The 18,146-nt window shown below is 64.9% G+C and carries 16 protein-coding genes and 1 pseudogene; 8 read left to right on the top strand and 9 right to left on the bottom strand.

What is annotated here, in order from left to right; translation table 11 throughout:
• Nucleotides 1–109 precede the first annotated feature (109 nt).
• The 3 genes from pnp to EYW47_RS35845 form a co-directional block, all read right to left on the bottom strand.
• Nucleotides 110–2,257 carry a polyribonucleotide nucleotidyltransferase gene (pnp, locus tag EYW47_RS35855; protein WP_133199546.1) on the bottom strand — a complete coding sequence of 716 codons (2,148 nt, stop codon included), beginning with the start codon at nucleotides 2,255–2,257 and terminating at the stop codon, nucleotides 110–112.
• A 358-nt stretch (nucleotides 2,258–2,615) separates the two neighbouring features.
• On the bottom strand, nucleotides 2,616–2,885 hold the full coding sequence (gene rpsO / locus EYW47_RS35850) for a 30S ribosomal protein S15 (protein ID WP_027795476.1): 270 nt from the start codon (nucleotides 2,883–2,885) through the stop codon (nucleotides 2,616–2,618).
• 201 nt (nucleotides 2,886–3,086) lie between these two features.
• Nucleotides 3,087–4,391, bottom strand: coding sequence for a branched-chain amino acid ABC transporter substrate-binding protein (locus tag EYW47_RS35845; RefSeq protein WP_133199545.1), 1,305 nt, complete (start codon nucleotides 4,389–4,391; stop codon nucleotides 3,087–3,089).
• Between the two features lie 270 nt (nucleotides 4,392–4,661).
• On the opposite strand from EYW47_RS35845, the gene EYW47_RS35840 reads away from it, so the two are divergent.
• Nucleotides 4,662–5,132, top strand: coding sequence for a hypothetical protein (locus tag EYW47_RS35840; protein WP_133199581.1), 471 nt, complete (start codon nucleotides 4,662–4,664; stop codon nucleotides 5,130–5,132).
• A 134-nt stretch (nucleotides 5,133–5,266) separates the two neighbouring features.
• Here the strand turns inward: EYW47_RS35840 and EYW47_RS35835 are convergent, their stop codons facing one another.
• The 6 genes from EYW47_RS35835 to EYW47_RS35810 all read right to left on the bottom strand — a co-directional run bounded on the left by EYW47_RS35835 (nucleotide 5,267) and on the right by EYW47_RS35810 (nucleotide 12,329).
• The gene (locus EYW47_RS35835) at nucleotides 5,267–6,811 is read right to left on the bottom strand and encodes a 2-isopropylmalate synthase (protein ID WP_133199544.1); all 1,545 of its coding nucleotides are present in this window, start codon (nucleotides 6,809–6,811) and stop codon (nucleotides 5,267–5,269) included.
• A 314-nt stretch (nucleotides 6,812–7,125) separates the two neighbouring features.
• Nucleotides 7,126–8,004: a CDP-diacylglycerol--serine O-phosphatidyltransferase gene (pssA, locus tag EYW47_RS35830; RefSeq protein ID WP_133199543.1), complete on the bottom strand. Its 879-nt coding sequence runs from the start codon at nucleotides 8,002–8,004 to the stop codon at nucleotides 7,126–7,128.
• Between the two features lie 11 nt (nucleotides 8,005–8,015).
• Nucleotides 8,016–8,669 (bottom strand): phosphatidylserine decarboxylase, encoded by a 654-nt coding sequence (locus EYW47_RS35825; RefSeq protein WP_133199542.1) that lies wholly within the window; start codon nucleotides 8,667–8,669, stop codon nucleotides 8,016–8,018.
• A gap of 139 nt (nucleotides 8,670–8,808) precedes the next feature.
• Nucleotides 8,809–9,825, bottom strand: coding sequence for a ketol-acid reductoisomerase (gene ilvC / locus EYW47_RS35820; protein WP_133199541.1), 1,017 nt, complete (start codon nucleotides 9,823–9,825; stop codon nucleotides 8,809–8,811).
• A gap of 121 nt (nucleotides 9,826–9,946) precedes the next feature.
• Nucleotides 9,947–10,438: an acetolactate synthase small subunit gene (ilvN, locus tag EYW47_RS35815; protein WP_028210418.1), complete on the bottom strand. Its 492-nt coding sequence runs from the start codon at nucleotides 10,436–10,438 to the stop codon at nucleotides 9,947–9,949.
• A gap of 115 nt (nucleotides 10,439–10,553) precedes the next feature.
• Nucleotides 10,554–12,329, bottom strand: a complete 1,776-nt coding sequence (locus tag EYW47_RS35810; protein ID WP_133199580.1) for an acetolactate synthase 3 catalytic subunit — start codon at nucleotides 12,327–12,329, stop codon at nucleotides 10,554–10,556.
• 457 nt (nucleotides 12,330–12,786) lie between these two features.
• Between EYW47_RS35810 and EYW47_RS35805 the strand changes: the two genes are divergently transcribed.
• The 7 genes and pseudogenes from EYW47_RS35805 to EYW47_RS41470 form a co-directional block, all read left to right on the top strand.
• Nucleotides 12,787–13,350 carry an RNA polymerase sigma factor gene (locus EYW47_RS35805; protein ID WP_133199540.1) on the top strand — a complete coding sequence of 188 codons (564 nt, stop codon included), beginning with the start codon at nucleotides 12,787–12,789 and terminating at the stop codon, nucleotides 13,348–13,350.
• Complete coding sequence (locus tag EYW47_RS35800; protein WP_133199539.1) at nucleotides 13,347–13,784, top strand: DUF3619 family protein; 438 nt, start codon at nucleotides 13,347–13,349, stop codon at nucleotides 13,782–13,784. The genes EYW47_RS35805 and EYW47_RS35800 overlap by 4 nt, the downstream gene beginning before the upstream one ends.
• 17 nt (nucleotides 13,785–13,801) lie before the next feature.
• Nucleotides 13,802–14,617, top strand: coding sequence for a DUF3106 domain-containing protein (locus EYW47_RS35795; RefSeq protein WP_133199538.1), 816 nt, complete (start codon nucleotides 13,802–13,804; stop codon nucleotides 14,615–14,617).
• A gap of 327 nt (nucleotides 14,618–14,944) precedes the next feature.
• On the top strand, nucleotides 14,945–15,454 hold the full coding sequence (locus tag EYW47_RS35790; RefSeq protein WP_133199537.1) for an RDD family protein: 510 nt from the start codon (nucleotides 14,945–14,947) through the stop codon (nucleotides 15,452–15,454).
• 309 nt (nucleotides 15,455–15,763) lie between these two features.
• Complete coding sequence (locus tag EYW47_RS35785) at nucleotides 15,764–16,717, top strand: UDP-2,3-diacylglucosamine diphosphatase (protein ID WP_133199536.1); 954 nt, start codon at nucleotides 15,764–15,766, stop codon at nucleotides 16,715–16,717.
• 59 nt (nucleotides 16,718–16,776) lie between these two features.
• A complete protein-coding gene (locus EYW47_RS35780; RefSeq protein WP_133199535.1) occupies nucleotides 16,777–17,808 on the top strand; it encodes a glycosyltransferase family 4 protein in 1,032 nt (343 codons plus the stop codon).
• Between the two features lie 28 nt (nucleotides 17,809–17,836).
• Nucleotides 17,837–18,146, top strand: a pseudogene (locus EYW47_RS41470) (hypothetical protein); the annotation flags it as partial.

The raw sequence follows: 18,146 nt of genomic DNA, 5'->3' as shown, positions 1-18,146 counted from the left end.
GGCCTTCAGTTGCCTTCAGTTGCGTTCAGTTACACCTGGCTCAATCCCACATTCTCATAAAAAAACGGCCGGCGCGCTCATCGCGTGCCGGCCGTTTCTGTGAACCGCCTTACTGCTGCGGCTCGCCCTGCGGTGCGCCGTTAGCGGCTGCTTCGTTGAGCAGCGCCTTGGCGGACAGGCGCACGCGGCCCTTCTCGTCCGTCTGGATGACCTTGACCTTAACGATCTGGCCTTCCTTCAGGTAGTCGTTGATGTCCTTGATGCGCTCGTTGGCGATTTCGGAGATGTGCAGCAGGCCGTCCTTGCCCGGCAGCAGGTTCACGATCGCGCCGAAGTCGAGCAGCTTGAGGACCGCGCCTTCGTACACCTGGCCCACTTCCACTTCGGCCGTGATGTTCTCGATGCGCTTCTTCGCTTCGGCCATGCCTTCGCTCGACGTGCTCGCGATGGTCACGACGCCGTCGTCCGAAATGTCGATGGTCGTGCCGGTTTCTTCGGTCAGCGCGCGGATCACCGAACCACCCTTGCCGATCACGTCGCGGATCTTTTCCGGATTGATCTTGATGGTGATCATGCGCGGTGCGTACGCCGACAGTTCCGTGTTCACGCCCGAGACCGCCGAGGTCATCTTGCCGAGGATGTGCATGCGGCCTTCCTTCGCCTGCGCGAGCGCGACCTGCATGATTTCCTTGGTGATGCCCTGGATCTTGATGTCCATCTGCAGCGCGGTCACGCCAGCTTCCGTGCCCGCCACCTTGAAGTCCATGTCGCCGAGGTGATCTTCGTCGCCGAGGATGTCGGTCAGCACGGCGAACTTGTTGCCTTCGAGGATCAGGCCCATCGCGATGCCCGCGACGTGCGCCTTCATCGGCACGCCTGCGTCCATCAGTGCGAGGCAGCCGCCGCAGACCGAAGCCATCGACGACGAACCGTTCGACTCGGTGATTTCCGAGACCACACGGATCGAGTAGCCGAACTCTTCGGCGCTCGGCAGGCACGCGACAAGCGCGCGCTTGGCGAGACGGCCGTGGCCGATTTCACGGCGCTTGGGCGAGCCCACGCGGCCCGTTTCGCCGGTCGCGAACGGGGGCATGTTGTAGTGGAGCATGAAGCGGTCGCGGTACTCGCCTTCGAGCGCGTCGATGATCTGCTCGTCGCCCTTGGTGCCGAGCGTCGCCACCACCAGCGCCTGCGTCTCGCCGCGCGTGAACAGCGCCGAGCCGTGGGTGCGCGGCAGCACGCCCGTACGGATCTCGATCGGACGCACGGTGCGCGTGTCGCGGCCGTCGATACGCGGCTCGCCGTTCAGGATCTGCGAGCGGACGATCTTCGCTTCGAGGTCGAACAGGATGTTGCCGACCGAGGCCTTGTCGGCCGCCGTCGTGCCGGCCGCAGCCGCTTCTTCTTCGAGCTTGGCCGAGGTCGACGCGTAGACTTCCTTCAGCTTGGTCGAGCGTTGCTGCTTGTCACGCAGCTGGTAAGCGGCGTGGAGGTTGCCGTGAGCGATGTCCGTGACGCGCGCGATCAGCGCTTCGTCCTTCGCCGCCGGCTGCCAGTCCCACTCGGGCTTGCCGCCGTCACGAACGAGCTCGTGGATTGCGTCGATGGCCGTTTGCATCTGCTCGTGGCCGAACACGACCGCGCCGAGCATCACGTCTTCGGGCAGCTGGTCGGCTTCCGATTCCACCATCAGCACCGCGCGCTCCGTACCGGCCACGACGAGGTCGAGGCGCGATTCCTTGATCTGCGCGCGCGTCGGGTTGAGCACGTACTCGTTGTTGATGTAGGCGACGCGTGCCGCACCCACCGGGCCGTTGAACGGCAGACCCGAGATCGCCAGCGCAGCCGACGCGCCGATCAGCGCGGGGATGTCAGCCGGGACGTCCGGGTTGATCGACAGGACGTGAATCACGACCTGGACTTCGTTGTAGAAGCCTTCCGGGAAGAGCGGACGCAGCGGGCGGTCGATCAGGCGCGAGATCAGCGTCTCGCCTTCCGACGGACGGCCTTCGCGACGGAAGAAGCCGCCCGGGATCTTGCCGGCCGAATAGGTCTTTTCGATGTAGTCGACGGTGAGCGGGAAGAAGTCCTGACCCGGCTTGGCGGTCTTCGCGCCGACGACGGTCGCGAGCACGACGGTGTCCTCGACGTCGACGATGACAGCGCCACCGGCCTGACGAGCGATCTCACCCGTTTCGAGGCGCACGTTGTGCTGGCCCCATTTGAATTCCTTCGCGACTTTATTGAACATGGTCATGGTCACTCACTCCTTACTCATTTGTTATGCGCCGCCCGCACGCGCGAGCGACACGGCAAGACAGAATCCGGCACCGCGCAGGTAGAGGAGTGTTATGCCATTCCAGCGGATCGCGCGGCTGCGACGATGACGCGGCACGCACGTGACTTGTTGTCGCGCGCGATTCGATGGAATGACACAAAGCTCTGCCCCGAGGCCCGGTCCTGCTGCTCTTACTGCACGCTTCTACTGAATGTTTACTGCGTTCTTTGCTGCTTGTACTGCCATGCGGCACGCATCGCATGAAGCGCACCGTTCAAAAAACAAAATGCCTGCATCAGTGGAACTGACACAGGCATCTTTCTGCAAGACCTTGCGATTACTTGCGCAGACCCAGCTTCTCGATCAGTGCGCGGTAACGATCTGCGTCCTTACCCTTCAGGTAGTCGAGCAGCTTGCGGCGGCGGCTCACCATGCGCAGCAGACCGCGGCGGCTGTGGTGATCCTTCGCGTGCGACTTGAAGTGACCAGTCAGTTCATTGATACGCGACGTCAGGAGTGCAACCTGAACTTCGGGCGAACCCGTGTCACCGGTGCCGCGCGCGAATTGCGCGACGATGTCGGACTTCTTGATATCTGCTACGGACATTTGCTTTTCCTTTAATACAAACAAGCGGTCACGGAAGAACGGCCGTGCCGTGGTTGGTTGTTGCTGACTTGCCGTGGATCACGACAAGGGGCGTATTGTAGCACAGGCCAAATTCGCCGCGAACCCGGCCTGTGCGCGCCGGTTCGCGGGGCGCCACAGGGGCCACCGCCGGCCCCACCCGGGCCGCGCTCACGACCACGCTCAGGGCCGCTTCATCTTGCAGACGGTCGCCGGCGCCGTGCGCTGCGCCGGCAGAGCCAGCACCGTGCGAAAGCCATAGCCCGAGCCTTCGTTGTCGTAGCGCACTCCGGACGTGCCCTGCTTGTCCATCTGCATCACGTAAAGGGGTTGGATTACCTGATGGTCGTCGGCGCGCATCCACATCGGATGGAAGTCACTTTCGTCACCCTTGAAGTGCATACCCTCAAGCGCCCTCGCGACGGCCTCGGGTTGCGCCGAGCCAGCCTTCGTGATGGCCTGGGCGAGCATCTCGACGAGCATCTCCATGCGCAGCACCGGATAGTCGTCCTGCGCCGCCGGGTAGCGGGCGCGGAACGCCGCGTACCAGGCGTCGGAGGCTGCGCCGCCCACGTTCGGATGCCAGTCGGCCACGGCGATCACGCGCTTGACGCCCGCCTCGCCGAGCGCCGCCGGCGCGCCGAGGCTGTTGCCGTAAAACGTGTAGAACTTGGTGTCGAGGCCCTGTTCGCGCGCGGCCTTCACGAGCAGCGTGAGGTCGTTGCCCCAGTTGCCGGTGATGACGGCGTCCGCGCCCGCCGCGCGAATCTTGGCGATATACGGCGCGAAATCCTTCACGCGGCCGATCGGATGGAATTCATCGCCCACCACGGCAATGTCTGGCCGATCTTTCGCCAGCGCCGCGCGCGCGAGCGTGCTCACGTCGTGGCCGAAGCTGTAGTCCTGATTGAGCAGGTAGACCTTTTTGATGGACTGATCGGCGGCGATCACATCGGCGAGCGCGTCCATACGCATGCCCGCGTGCGCGTCGAAGCGGAAATGCCAGAAGCTGCAGTTCGCGTTGGTGAGCGCCGGGTCGTCCGCCGAATAGTTGAGGAACACCTCGCGGTTCTCCGGCTCGCGCGCGTTCTGCCGATCGATGGCCGCCACTAGCGCCGCCGCCACCGCCGAGCTGTTGCCCTGCAAGATGAAGCCGATGTGGCGGTCGGCAGCCGCGCGCAGTTGCATCAGCGCCGCCTCGGTGCTGCCTTTGCTGTCGAGCACGACCAGTTCGAGCGGATGGCGGCCGTCCGCCAGCGTCACGCCGCCGCGCGCGTTCACGCGCTCCACGCCGAAACGCAGATTGCGTTCGACGGCCGCGCCCGCGTCCGCGAACGGCCCGGACATGCCCTCGATCAGCGCGAGCTGGATCGGCTTGCCCGCGCTCGCCTGCGTGCTCGCGGCGTGCGCGCCGCCGGCCGTCAGTGCCGCGCCGAATCCTGTCGCCGCCAGCAAGATCATCGCCGCGCGCGTCAATCGTCCCTTCATGGGCCTGTTCCTCTACTGTGTGAGCCGCATCGTATGAAGCGCGGATCATAGGACGTCCATGCGCACGGCCGCAAGCCGTCGCCATCCCGACGTGTCAAAATAACGGTTCCAGAGAGGGTTCCAGGCACTTCGGACCCAGCTTCGAATCCGCACGGCGCCCATCGCACACGTGCACATACGTGCAATCGGGGGGACTTCATGCTCAACCGTCTTTCATCCGCCATCGCGACGCGCCTGCCGCGCGCCACGCGCCGGGCGCTCGTCGCCGGCATGGGCGCACTCGCCCTGGCCGGCTGCGTGCAGCCGTGGCAGCAATTCCATGCAGGCGACGACGCCCAGGCCGTGGTCGCCCGCTTCGGCCAGCCGCGCGAGGTCTACGACCTGCCCAATGGCGGCAAGCGCCTGATGTGGCCCACCCAGCCGATGGGCGAAACCACCGTCGCCGCCGACATCGACGGCAGCGGCAAAGTCGTCAGCGTGCGCCAGGTGCTGCAGCCCAACGAGTTCTACAAGGCCGAGATCGGCAAATGGACGCGCACCGACGTGCTCGTGAACTTCGGCCGCCCGGAAGAGACCGCCTATTTCCCGCTGATGAAGCGCGAGGCCTGGACCTATCGCTACCTCGAAGACGGCGTCTGGTACATGCTCTACAGCTTCTATTTCGACGACCAGGGCATCCTGCGGCTCACGCAAAAGACGCCTGACCCGCTGCACGATCCCGACCGGCGCAGCATTTTCTGAGCTCCAAAGGCATTCGCAACGCATCGCCAGCCAGACAAGACAAAGCCCCCGCGCTCTCGCGAGCACGGGGGCTTTTCATTTGATCGGCGCGAAACTGGGCAGCAGAGCGAAGCGCCGCGCTGCCCAGCCGCTGCTTACGAGCGCTGCGGATTGAGCTTGTCGCCCGAGTAGAGCTTGTTGAGCGCCGAGATATACGCCTTCGCCGAAGCCGCGACGATATCCGGATCGGTACCCACGCCGTTGACGATGCGGCCCGCCTTCGACAGACGCACCGTCACTTCGCCCTGCGCCTGGGTGCCCGTCGTGATCGCGTTCACCGAGTACAGCAGCAGTTCCGAGCCGCTGCCCACCTCGGTTTCGATGGCGTTGAGCGTGGCGTCCACCGGGCCATTGCCCGCCGCTTCGCCCGTCACTTCCTTGCCGTCAGCCGAGAATACGACGCGTGCGTGCGGACGCTCGCCCGTCTCCGAGTGCTGCGCGAGCGAGACGAACTTGAAGTGCTCCTTCTCCTGCGCCTCGGCCGACTCTTCCGTCACGATCGCGATGATGTCTTCGTCGAAGATTTCGGCCTTGCGGTCGGCCAGTTCCTTGAAGCGCGCAAACGCCTGGTTCAGTTCGCCTTCGCTGTCGAGCTGAATACCGAGTTCCTGCAGGCGCTGCTTGAACGCGTTGCGGCCCGAGAGCTTGCCGAGCACGATCTTGTTCGCGCTCCAGCCCACGTCTTCCGCGCGCATGATCTCGTAGGTGTCGCGCGCCTTGAGCACGCCGTCCTGGTGGATGCCCGACGCGTGCGCGAACGCGTTCGCGCCCACCACCGCCTTGTTCGGCTGCACGACGAAGCCTGTGATCTGCGAGACGAGCTTCGAGGCCGGCACGATCTGCGTGGTGTCGATGCCGAGCTCGAGGCCGAAGTAGTCCTTGCGGGTCTTCACGGCCATGACGATCTCTTCGAGCGACGTATTGCCCGCGCGCTCGCCGAGACCGTTGATGGTGCACTCCACTTGACGCGCGCCGCCGATCTGCACGCCGGCCAGCGAGTTCGCGACCGCCATGCCGAGGTCGTTATGGCAATGCACCGAGAACACGGCCTTGTCCGAGTTCGGGATGCGCTCGCGCAGCGTCTTCACGAGGTTGCCGTAGAGCTCCGGAATGCCGTAGCCGACCGTATCGGCGATGTTGATCGTGGTCGCGCCTTCGTTGATCACGGCTTCCAGCACGCGGCACAGGAAGTCCATGTCCGACCGGCTGCCGTCTTCGGGCGAGAACTCCACGTCGTTGGTGAACTTGCGCGCGTAACGCACGGCCAGCTTGGCCTGCTCGAGCACCTGCTCGGGCGACATGCGCAGCTTCTTCTCCATGTGCAGCGCCGAGGTGGCGATGAACGTGTGGATCCGGAAATGGTCGGCGGGCTTGAGCGCGTCGGCGGCGCGCTGAATGTCCTTGTCGTTCGCGCGGGCGAGCGAGCAGATCGTGCTGTCCTTGATCATGCCGGCGATCGTGTGGATCGCGTCGAAGTCGCCGTTCGAGCTGGCCGCGAAGCCCGCTTCGATGATGTCGACCTTCATGCGCTCGAGTTGCTTCGCGATGCGGATCTTCTCTTCCTTCGTCATCGACGCGCCGGGCGATTGCTCGCCGTCACGCAACGTCGTATCGAAAATGATGAGCTTGTCTGCTGCCATTTCGGGTCTCCAGGGGGACTTGTTCAGTGTCTAAAAACGGATTTTGGGTGTTCGCGCCACCGATGGCGACGCTGACAATGAACGAAGCTTACGGAGGGCGAGCGAGATCAGCGCGGCAGGCGCGCTAGCGCTAGCGTGCTTAGATGCGCGCCGGCTTGAAGGGAAAAGAGGGGGAACTGGATGGTGTCCATGCGGCCGACTATAGCCGGAATCCGCCGATAGCGCAATTGGCGCAGACCTGCACTCGCACAAGCGAAATTAAAAAGGGCCGCGCTCGCGCGCGGCCCTTCATCCGTTTGCCTGACGTCGGCGCCCTACCGCTCGCGCGGCAAGGAGCGCGCCGGGTTCGTGCGCCCGCGCACGCCCTGCCAGGCCCAGAACACATAGCCCGAGAGGCCGTAGAGCACGAACAGGCCGAACAGCATCAGCGGCGGATCGGACGACACGAGCACGAACGCCACCACCACGAGCAACGTGGCCGCGAACGGCACGCGGTGCCGCACATCGAGCGCCTTGCCGCTATAGAACGGCGCGTTCGAGACCATCGTCACGCCCGCGTAGATCGTCAGCACGAAGGCCACCCACGGCAACCACGAGAGCTTCACGGGCACGCGGTTGTCGGTGGCGAGCCAGACGAAGCCGGCGATCAGCGCCGCCGCGGCCGGACTCGGCAGGCCCTGGAAGAAGCGCTTGTCCACCACGCCGATGTTGGTGTTAAAGCGCGCGAGGCGCAGCGCCGCGCCCGAGCAGTAGACGAAGGCCGCAAGCCACCCCCAGCGCCCGAGGTCCTTGAGCACCCACTCGTACATCACGAGCGCGGGCGCGACGCCGAACGAGACCATGTCCGAAAGGCTGTCGAACTGCTCGCCGAACGCGCTCTGCGAATGCGTCATGCGCGCGACGCGCCCGTCCATGCCGTCGAGCACCATCGCCACGAAAATGGCGATGGCCGCCACCTCGAAGCGCACGTTCATGGCCTGCACGACCGCGAAAAAGCCGCAGAACAGCGCCGCGGTGGTAAACGCATTGGGCAGCAGGTAGATGCCGCGCTTCTTCAGGAAGTCCTGGCGCGCGGCGCGGCGGCTCGCGGCAACGCCCACGGGATCCTGAATCCCCGCCTTGTTGCGGCGAAACGGGCGCGGCAGCGGCCCGCCGGCGGGATTGCGGGGTCGACGCGGTTTGAGTCCGGCCATCGGGGCCCTCCTTATGCGGACTGCGTCGGCAGTTCGGCGAGGATCGTCGACGAAGCGGACACCTTTTCGCCAATCGACACGCGCGGGCGGCTGCCCACGGGCAGATAGACGTCCACGCGCGAGCCGAAGCGGATGAAGCCGTAGCGCTGGCCGCGCGAGAGCGGCTCGCCTGCGCGCACATAGCAGAGAATGCGGCGCGCGATCAGGCCCGCGATCTGCACCGAGGTGACGGCCGTGCCGTCGGCCATCGTGAGCACGACGGCGTTGCGCTCGTTCTCGGTCGAGGCCTTGTCGATGGCGGCGTTCAGGTAGGCACCCGGAAAGTATTCGACCTTCGCGACGGCGCCGTCCACGGGCGAGCGCTGCGAGTGCACGTTGAACACGTTCATGAACACGCTGATCTTGAGCGCTTCACGGTTGGCATACGGGTCGTGCGCGGTTTCGACTGCAACGATGCGGCCGTCGGCCGGGCACAGCACGGCGTTGGCCTGCGTGGGAATCGGGCGCGGCGGATCGCGGAAGAACTGGACGACGAAGACCAGGATCAGCCAGAACGGCCATGCAAGCCCGAAGCCCGCGACCGCATGGATCAGGAGCGCGACGACGGCCGCAATGGCGATGAACGGCCAGCCTTCGCGCGCGATGATCGGATGAGGGTAATTCATGGTGGCTTCGCTGTTATTTTAAAAACCGTAGGATAGCAAAAGCCGCCCAGGGTTCATCCCACCTGGGCGGCTTTCTTTGATACTGAGCGCCGTGCGCCGGGATAAACCCGCACGCACGCGCCAGAACGGCACCGTCAGATTAGTTCTTCGACTGGTCGACGAGCTTGTTCGCGGCGATCCACGGCATCATCGCGCGCAGCTTCGCACCGACCGTTTCGATCTGGTGCTCGGCGCCCAGGCGGCGGCGCGATTGCAGCGTCGGTGCGCCGGCCTTGTTCTCGAGGATGAAGCTCTTCGCGTATTCGCCGGTCTGGATGTCCTTCAGGACGTCCTTCATGACCTTCTTCGTCTCTGCCGTGACGACGCGCGGGCCCGTCACGTACTCGCCGTACTCGGCGTTGTTCGAGATCGAGTAGTTCATGTTGGCGATGCCGCCTTCGTAGATCAGGTCGACGATCAGCTTCAGTTCGTGCAGGCACTCGAAGTAAGCCATTTCCGGCGCGTAGCCTGCCTCGACCAGCGTTTCGAAGCCGGCCTTGATCAGCTCGACCGTACCGCCGCACAGCACGGCTTGTTCGCCGAACAGATCGGTTTCGGTTTCTTCACGGAAGTTCGTTTCGATGATGCCGGCACGGCCGCCGCCGTTTGCCGCAGCGTACGACAGCGCGATGTCACGCGCTGCGCCCGACTTGTCCTGGTGGACAGCGATCAGGTGGGGCACGCCGCCGCCTTGCGAGTAGGTGCCGCGCACCGTGTGGCCCGGGGCCTTCGGGGCGATCATGATGACGTCCAGATCCGCACGCGGGATCACCGCGCCGTAGTGGACGTTGAAGCCGTGCGCGAACGCGAGCGCTGCGCCGTTCTTGATGTTCGCGTGGACTTCCTTCGCGTAGACATCGGCGATCTGCTCGTCGGGCAGCAGCATCATGACGACGTCGGCGTTCTTCACCGCTTCGGCCACTTCCTTGACCTGCAGGCCGGCGTTCTCAGCCTTGCTCCACGATGCGCCGTTCTTGCGCAGACCGACCGTCACGTTCACGCCGCTGTCCTTCAGGTTCAGCGCGTGGGCGTGGCCTTGCGAGCCGTAACCGATGATCGTGACCTGCTTGCCCTTGATGAGGGAGAGATCGGCGTCCTTGTCGTAGAAAACTTTCATGTTGGTTCCTTGGCGAGATACTGGGTGAATTCGTTACTGCTATTAGCTTTGCTGAACCGGATGCATCGCCCGGGGGCGCAGCATCCGGTCAAGTTCCGGTGCAAGATCGACTGTGGCCGGGTCACACCTTCAGAATGCGCTCTCCGCGCCCGATGCCCGAACTGCCCGTGCGGACGGTTTCGAGAATCGCGGTGGCGTCGAGCGCTTCGATGAACGCGTCGAGCTTGTCGCTCGCCCCCGTCAGCTCGATCGTATAAGTCTTTTCGGTGACGTCGATGATGCGGCCGCGGAAAATGTCCGCCATCCGCTTCATCTCCTCACGTTCCTTGCCGACCGCCCTTACCTTGATCAGCATCAGCTCGCGTTCGATGTGGGCGCCCTCGGTAAGGTCGACCACTTTCACCACCTCGATCAGGCGGTTCAGATGCTTCGTGATCTGTTCGATCACGTCGTCCGAGCCAATGGAAACGATGGTCATGCGCGACAGCGAACGGTCTTCGGTCGGCGCCACCGTCAAGGTTTCAATGTTGTAGCCGCGTGCGGAGAAGAGGCCGACCACGCGCGAGAGTGCGCCCGGCTCGTTTTCCAGCAAAACGGAAATAATGTGTCTCATGATGGGTTCCGCGATTTATCCAGTTTGACGAGGCTGCCGCCCTTCCCCGCGAACCCGCGCGCCCGTTGTGTGGACGCGTGCCGCGCGAGGTTGGAGCGGCGCCGTGCAAATACCGTTACAGGTCTTCCGAGCCGAGCAGCATCTCGGTGATGCCCTTGCCGGCCTGTACCATCGGCCAGACATTCTCGGAAGGGTCGGTCTGGAAATCGAGGAACACCGTGCGGTCCTTCAGGCGCAGCGCTTCCTTGAGCGCCGGCTCGACGTCCGCCGTCTTTTCGATCCGCATGCCAACGTGGCCATACGCTTCGGCGAGCTTCACGAAGTCGGGCAGCGCATCCATGTACGAATGCGAATAGCGCTTGCTGTATTCGATCTGCTGCCACTGGCGGACCATGCCGAGGTAGCGGTTGTTCAGCGAAATGATCTTCACGGGCGTGTCGTACTGCTTGCAGGTCGACAGCTCCTGAATGCACATCTGGATCGAGCCTTCGCCCGTGATGCACAGCACGTCGTCGTCGGGGTGCGCCATCTTCACGCCCATCGCCGCCGGCAGGCCGAAGCCCATCGTGCCGAGGCCACCGGAGTTGATCCAGCGGCGCGGCTCGTTGAAGCGATAGAACTGTGCGGCCCACATCTGGTGCTGACCCACGTCCGAGCACACGAACGCGTTGCCGCCCGTGAGCTCCCACGCCTTTTCCACCACGTACTGCGGCTTGATGATCTCGCTGCCGCGGTCGAACTTCAGGCAGTTCTTCTCGCGCCAGCCTTCGATGTCCTTCCACCACTCGGCGAGCGCTGCCGTATCGGGGCCGTGCTCGGCGTGCTGGAGCTGCTCGATGAGCTCCTTGAGCACTTCCTTCACGTCGCCGACGATGGGGATATCCACCTTCACGCGCTTCGAGATCGACGACGGGTCGATGTCGATGTGAATGATCTTGCGCGGACGCGAGGCGAAGTGATGCGGGTCGCCGATCACGCGGTCGTCAAAGCGCGCGCCGATCGCGATCAGCACGTCGCAGTGCTGCATCGCCATGTTGGCTTCGTACGTGCCGTGCATGCCGAGCATGCCGAGGAACTTGCGGTCGCTCGCGCGGTAGCCGCCCAGCCCCATCAGCGTGTTCGTGACCGGATAGCCGAGCAGGTCGGCGAACTGGTTCAGCTCGCGCGACGCATCCGCGAGGATGATGCCGCCGCCGGTGTAGATGTACGGGCGCTTGGCCGAGAGGAGCAGCGAGACCGCCTTGCGGATCTGCCCCGAATGGCCCTTGGTGACCGGGTTGTACGAGCGCAGCGTTACGCTCTTGACCGGCTCATACGCGCACGGCGTCTTCGACACGTCCTTCGGAATGTCGATCAGCACGGGGCCGGGACGGCCGGTGCGCGCAATGTAGAAAGCTTTTTTGACGGTGGCGGCGAGATCGCGCACGTCCTTCACGAGGAAGTTGTGCTTCACGCAAGGACGCGTGATGCCGACCGTATCGCACTCCTGGAAGGCGTCCTGACCAATCGCGGCGGTAGGCACCTGGCCGCTGATGATCACCATCGGGATCGAGTCCATGTAGGCCGTCGCGATGCCCGTCACCGCATTGGTGACGCCAGGCCCCGAGGTCACGAGACACACGCCGACCTTGCCGGTCGAGCGCGAGTAGGCATCGGCCGCGTGCACGGCTGCCTGTTCGTGGCGCACGAGGACGTGCTGAATTTTGTCCTGCTTGTACAGCTCGTCGTAGATGTAGAGTACCGAGCCGCCGGGATAACCCCAGATGAATTCGACCTGCTCGTCAGCGAGCGCCTTCATCAGCACGGTTCCGCCGATGGAGGTATGAGCTTGGGGGTCAGATTCTTGCGAAGAGGGGACCGACGTGGAGAATTCCGCGCTGGGCATATTCATCATTCACCTTTCGAATTTTCGGCAAAAAATTGATCGGGTGCTCTCTGCCGGGCTTGTGGCTCGGGTTCAAGCGGCGCGTCCAGTTGACAGATGAGCCTCATGGGCCACACCTGAATTGAGACAAGTCACTTATGTTGCGAACCATCGAAGATATCGTTTCAGCATGGTTCGGTCAAGCGATTATTGCCGCTTTTCGGAGCAGCGGGCATAAACGTTGCGTATATGCCCAATTCGTGCCCAATTCGCGCCCAACCGGCGCTCTTTCCGCTCGCCGACTTGCGCAAGCCAGGCCCGCAACAGCCCGTGCCAGCGGCTGTCGCACGGCTTCCGGCACGGCGGCTTGATGTAGCGCACATGTCGCCGGCTACCCCTGTGACGTGAAAATTTGCTAGGATCCGCGAGTTTTACGACATTTTTCAAACGATTACGCGTACCGCTTGGCGGCACCCTGCAACGGATGGCATCAGACAAGGAACTCGCCGATTTTCTGGCGGGCGTCGAAAGACGCGCGTTCAAGCAAACGGTTTACGCCGTGCGCGACGACGACGCATCGCTCGATATCGTGCAGGACGCGATGATCAAGCTCGCGGAAAAATACGGAGACCGCCCCCCCGCCGAACTCCCCCTCCTCTTCCAGCGTATTCTGCAAAATACGATGCACGACTATTTTCGTCGGCAGAAAGTACGCAATACATGGGTGAGCCTCTTTTCCTCGCTTGGCAACTCGGAGGACGAGGAATTCGACCTGCTGGAGACCTTCGAGGCGGAGTCGGGATCGGCGGGCGCGGAAAGCAGTGAGCAGCAGATCGAGCGCGCGCAGGTGCTCAACCTGATCGACGCGGAGATCCAGAAATTACCGGCACGTCAACGGGAGGCGTTTCTCATGCGTTACTGGGAAGATATGGATGTCGCCGAAACCGCCGCCGCCATGGGTTGTTCCGAAGGGAGCGTGAAAACGCACTGTTCGCGGGCCACCCACACGCTGGCTCAAGCGCTCAAGGCCAAAGGAATCACGCTATGAGCTCCGCCCTCGAAAATAAAGATTTAGAGTTCGTGCAGGCGATGCGCCGCGCGCTCGACGAGAGCGCCGCGAGCCTGCCCGCTGCCACCACTGACCGTCTCGCCGGCGCCCGCAAGGCCGCGCTTGCTCGCAAGAAGGCCGAGCAGCCTGTGTTCGTGCGCGTGCCGTCGTTCGCCGCGGCGGGTGTGGGCACGCTCCCAGGCGCCATGCAGGGCGGGCTCGAGGTGCCGCGCCGGCGCTCGGCGCTCGCGCGCTTCGCGCTTGCCTGGCCGCTCGCGGCACTCGTGGCGGGCCTGTTCGCCATTGCGTATTTCGAAGACCAACAACGCACCGCGGAACTCGCCGATATCGACGCGGCCATGCTGAGCGATGACTTGCCGCTCACGGCCTACCTCGATCATGGGTTTAACGCGTACCTGTCACGCGCGCACTGAAGCGGGAGATTCACGGGGTGAGTTACAAGCGCGGCCTGGCCGTTGTCATTGGATCTGTGGTCGCGGCACTCGTGTCGTATGTGGCGACGTATCCGCGCTTTCATCCCGAGCCGGCTGCCGAGGCCCCTGCGGCGGTGGCGGCGCCCTTGCAATCCCCTGCCCCCACCGCAGAAACCACAGCGGCTGCACCGTTGCCAGGCAATGGCAGTCCGCTCTCCTGGGCGCGCCTCTCGGACGCCCAGCGCGCCGCACTCGCGCCCTTTGCCAGCGAATGGGACACCTTCAGCGACGCGCGCAAGCGCAAATGGCTGAGGATCGCCGCGCGTTACCCGAAGATGTCGCCTGAAGAGCAAAAGCGCCTGCAGGAACGCATGACCGAATGGGTCCGCATGACGCCCGAGCAACGGCGCGTCGCGCGCGAGAACTATCAGGTGTCCAAGGAGCTGACCGCGCAGGCGCGGCAGCGCGCCTGGAAGGCCTACCAGCAACTCTCCGAAGAACAGAAAGAGCGCCTCGCGGCCAGCGAGCGCAAGCGCCGCACCGTGGTCAGCGCGCCGCCGAGCGGCAACAAGAGCGAAATCCGCGACATCGAGCGGCTCGTGAACGAACGCGAGCACCGGGTGCGTGCGCGCACGGCTTCCGGCGCATCGGGCGCGCCCGGCGTGCCCTCGTCCGCGCCCGCAATGCCGGGTCAGCCCGGCACCTCCGGACAGCTCGCCACGCCGCCCGCCTCGGCATTCGCGGCCAGCATCCCCGGGGCAGGCAGCTTCGAGCCGGCCATTCCCGTGCCCGTGTCGCCCGCCGAAGCGCCCGCGGCATTCAAGGGGTCCTGAGCGCAATTCTCGCGGCGCTTCCCGGCGCGCGTTGCGCTTGCGTGTTTTCGGGCTCGCCCGCGCACATCGTCTCTCGCACCGCTCCCTGCGTGTTTTCCCGCGCTTTCCCGCACTTTCCCGCGATCCTCGCCGCTGCCCTTCGCGGTGGCCGCCACTTGCGGTTATCCTCACGGTGTCCCGTCCCTTATCGCCTTTCTGCCAGTGCGACGCCGCCCCGTGACCGAACACGTCAGTGCCACCGAGCCCGCCGCGAGCCTTGCGCGACGCTCGCCATCCGCAAATGGAGCGCCGCCTGATGCATCGCCGCTCGCGTGCGCAGAGCACGGCTTGCGAGCGCCAGCCGAAACACCCGCTTCAGCCTTACCGCCCGTCACCGTGCGCCGCAGGCTCGCCGCGCTCCTCTACGAGAGCGTGCTGCTGTTCGGCGTGATCTTTGTCGCGGGCCTCACGTTCAGCCTCGTCCTGCAGCAACGCAACGGCTACACCCACCATCGGCTGATGGCCGCATGGATCGCCCTCGTGGCCGGTATCTATTTCGTCGGCTTGTGGCATCGCGGCGGGCAGACGCTGCCGATGAAGACGTGGCGCCTGCGCGTAGTCGGCCCCGACGGCGCCCCGCCCTCGGTCGCCCGCGCCACGCTGCGCTACCTCGCTGCCTGGCTGTGGTTCCTGCCGCCGCTCGCGCTGCACCCGCTCCTGAATCTCACGGTGCCGCACACGCTCGTGCTCGAGGCCGTATGGTTCGTGGTGTGGACCGCCAGCGCGCGCTTCGCACCCGGGCGCCAGTTCCTGCACGACCGTATCGCCGGGACGCGCATCGTCGCCGCGCCGAGGTAAGCAAGGAGAGCCGCAGGGCCAGCACAGATCGCCGCGCGCAATCAAGGGCAATCAAGCGCACTCACACGCAATCGCGCGCAGTCGAACGCAGTCGAGTGTCGGCGCGCCGCCACGTCATCAAACCGTCACTGCACAGCGCGAGAGCGCCACCGCTCGCGCGCGGCAATCGCGCAGCCGCCCGCCCCCACGCGGCTTCGCGCGCCCCGCTCGCATCTCGCAAGGACTGCGTAACAAGACCTTCTTGTGACTGTCACGGCGACGTCATGCCCCCATGGCGCAATGCGCGTATTGCAACCTGCCGCGTGAGCCATGGCCCAGAAGACGTCCGCGACCCCACTACTCCGGCAGACCACCGGTCCGGGCGCCGAACCCGCCGCCTTCCATCCCGGTCCGGGCGCCGCGACGCCCACCATGCCCCTGCCCTTGCCCCTGAATGGCGCGCCTTCTCCGAGTGCCCACGACGACGATCATCCCGCCCCGCATCGTTACCGCACGATCTGGCTCTCCGACATTCATCTCGGCACCAACGGCTGCCAGGCGAACTATCTGCTCGACTTCCTGCGCCACAACGAGTCGGAGTATCTGTATCTGGTGGGCGACATCATCGACGGCTGGCAGTTGCGCAAGGGCTGGAACTGGCCGCAGGCGCATAACGACGTCGTGCAAAAGATCCTGCGCAAGGCGCGCAAGGGCACCCAGGTGACCTACATCCCCGGCAACCACGACGAAGGCGCGCGCCAGTTCTGCAACCTCGCGTTCGGCGACATCCACGTGCGCGAGGAAGCGTTCCATACGACGCTCGCCGGCAAGCGCCTGTGGGTCGTGCACGGCGATCTGTTCGACGGCGTGATCCAGCACGCGAAGTGGCTCGCTTATCTCGGCGACTCCGCCTACACGGTGATCCTCGTGCTGAACCGCTGGTTCAACCGGGTGCGCGCGAAGCTGGGATTCCAGTACTGGTCGCTCTCCCAGTACCTCAAGCACCAGGTCAAGAACGCCGTGAACTTCATCTCGTCGTTCGAGCGCGTGATGACCGACGAAGCGCGCCGCCGCGGCTGCGACGGCGTGGTCTGCGGCCATATCCACAAAGCCGAGATCCGCGAGATCGACGGCATGCTCTACTGCAACGACGGCGACTGGGTGGAAAGCCTCTCGGCGCTCGTCGAAACCTTCGAGGGGGAGCTGCGCATCGTCTACTGGACGGTGATGCAAGCCCCCGAGGCGCAGGGCGTGACACGCAAGACGCGCGTGAGCGCGGCCTGAGCCGCCTGAGTGAACAGCGCGAGCCATCCCAACACACACAACCCGAGGGCCGACGACCGATGAAAGTCATGATCGTGACCGATGCATGGGAGCCGCAAGTCAACGGCGTGGTACGAACACTGAAGAACACCACGCGCGAGCTCATCGCGCTCGGGCATCAGGTCGAACTGCTCACGCCGCTCGAGTTCCGCACCATACCCTGCCCGACGTACCCGGAAATCAGACTCTCCCTGTTGCCGAAGCGCCATCTGCACACGCGCATCGACGCCTTTCGCCCCGACGCGATCCACATCGCCACCGAAGGCCCGCTCGGGCTCGCCGCGCGCCGCTACGCGATCGACCACGACCTGCCGTTCACGACCGCCTATCACACGCGCTTTCCCGAATACGTGCAGGCGCGCTTCGGCATTCCGCTCTCGGCCACCTACCGCTTCCTGCGCTGGTTCCACAAGCCCTCGCTCGCGGTGATGGCGCCCACGCCCGTCGTGAAGACCGACCTCGAGAAGTTCGGCTTCACGAACGTCGTGCTGTGGACGCGCGGCGTCGATCTCGAGATCTTCGAGCCGATGGAGTCGAAGGTGCTCAACACCGCGCGCCCGATCTTCCTCTATGTGGGGCGCGTCGCCGTGGAGAAGAACGTCGAAGCCTTCCTCAAGCTCGATCTGCCGGGCTCGAAGTGGGTCTGCGGCGAAGGCCCCGCGCTCGCCGAGCTCAAGTCGCGCTACCCCCAGGCCAACTACCTGGGCGTGCTGAGCCAGCCCGAGCTCGCCAAGGTCTATGCCGCCGCGGACGTGTTCGTGTTCCCGAGCCGCACCGACACGTTCGGCCTCGTGCTGCTCGAGGCGCTCGCCTGCGGCACGCCGGTGGCCGCCTACCCCGTCACGGGTCCGATCGACGTGCTCGGCACGGGCAGCGCGGGCGCGATGAACGAGGACCTGCGCGAAGCCTGCCTCGAAGCGCTCAAGATCGACCGCGCCACGGCGCGCGCATGGGCCGAGCGCTTTTCGTGGACGGCTGCCTCCGAGCAGTTCGCGTCGCACCTGAAGCCGCGCTCGAGCGCGACGATGCAGGAATCGGGTGCAACCGCCTGAGCGCGGCTTGCGGCCCGCAACGAAGCCGATGACACGCCCCACCTCCGCACCCGGCACCGACGAAGACGAAGGCGGCCAGACGCTTGCAGCCACGCCCCGCGCAGCGGGGCAGGACGCATGCGATACTGCGGCATCGACTCCGATTGTTATGGCCCCACGTCCTTCGTCATCCTCCAAAGCGTCCGCCACGCCGCGCGATAGCGACGCGCCACAACCCGCTCGCCCCGATCCACGCCAAAGCGCACGCCAGAGCGCACGTCCAGGCGCAGGCCAGGACGCGCGCGACGGCGCGGCGCCCGTGCATGCGGGCGCCGCCGCGAACGCGCCGCGCGCGAGCG

This window comes from Paraburkholderia silviterrae (genome assembly GCF_004353915.1).
Lineage (GTDB): Bacteria > Pseudomonadota > Gammaproteobacteria > Burkholderiales > Burkholderiaceae > Paraburkholderia > Paraburkholderia silviterrae.
Note: the sequence above shows the minus strand (reverse complement) of the source record. Positions and strands in the feature narration are given on the sequence as shown.

Bases quoted from the DNA above. Each gene is read 5' to 3' on its own strand.
- EYW47_RS35785 (WP_133199536.1), top strand. From the start codon at position 15,764: ATGGCCCAGAAGACGTCCGCGACCCCACTACTCCGGCAGACCACCGGT.
- EYW47_RS35800 (WP_133199539.1), top strand. From the start codon at position 13,347: ATGAGCTCCGCCCTCGAAAATAAAGATTTAGAGTTCGTGCAGGCGATG.
- EYW47_RS35780 (WP_133199535.1), top strand. From the start codon at position 16,777: ATGAAAGTCATGATCGTGACCGATGCATGGGAGCCGCAAGTCAACGGC.
- ilvC (WP_133199541.1), bottom strand. From the start codon at position 9,825: ATGAAAGTTTTCTACGACAAGGACGCCGATCTCTCCCTCATCAAGGGC.
- EYW47_RS35835 (WP_133199544.1), bottom strand. From the start codon at position 6,811: ATGGCAGCAGACAAGCTCATCATTTTCGATACGACGTTGCGTGACGGC.
- EYW47_RS35810 (WP_133199580.1), bottom strand. From the start codon at position 12,329: ATGAATATGCCCAGCGCGGAATTCTCCACGTCGGTCCCCTCTTCGCAA.
- ilvN (WP_028210418.1), bottom strand. From the start codon at position 10,438: ATGAGACACATTATTTCCGTTTTGCTGGAAAACGAGCCGGGCGCACTC.
- pnp (WP_133199546.1), bottom strand. From the start codon at position 2,257: ATGACCATGTTCAATAAAGTCGCGAAGGAATTCAAATGGGGCCAGCAC.
- EYW47_RS35805 (WP_133199540.1), top strand. From the start codon at position 12,787: ATGGCATCAGACAAGGAACTCGCCGATTTTCTGGCGGGCGTCGAAAGA.
- pssA (WP_133199543.1), bottom strand. From the start codon at position 8,004: ATGGCCGGACTCAAACCGCGTCGACCCCGCAATCCCGCCGGCGGGCCG.
- EYW47_RS35825 (WP_133199542.1), bottom strand. From the start codon at position 8,669: ATGAATTACCCTCATCCGATCATCGCGCGCGAAGGCTGGCCGTTCATC.
- EYW47_RS35845 (WP_133199545.1), bottom strand. From the start codon at position 4,391: ATGAAGGGACGATTGACGCGCGCGGCGATGATCTTGCTGGCGGCGACA.
- rpsO (WP_027795476.1), bottom strand. From the start codon at position 2,885: ATGTCCGTAGCAGATATCAAGAAGTCCGACATCGTCGCGCAATTCGCG.
- EYW47_RS35840 (WP_133199581.1), top strand. From the start codon at position 4,662: ATGGGCGCACTCGCCCTGGCCGGCTGCGTGCAGCCGTGGCAGCAATTC.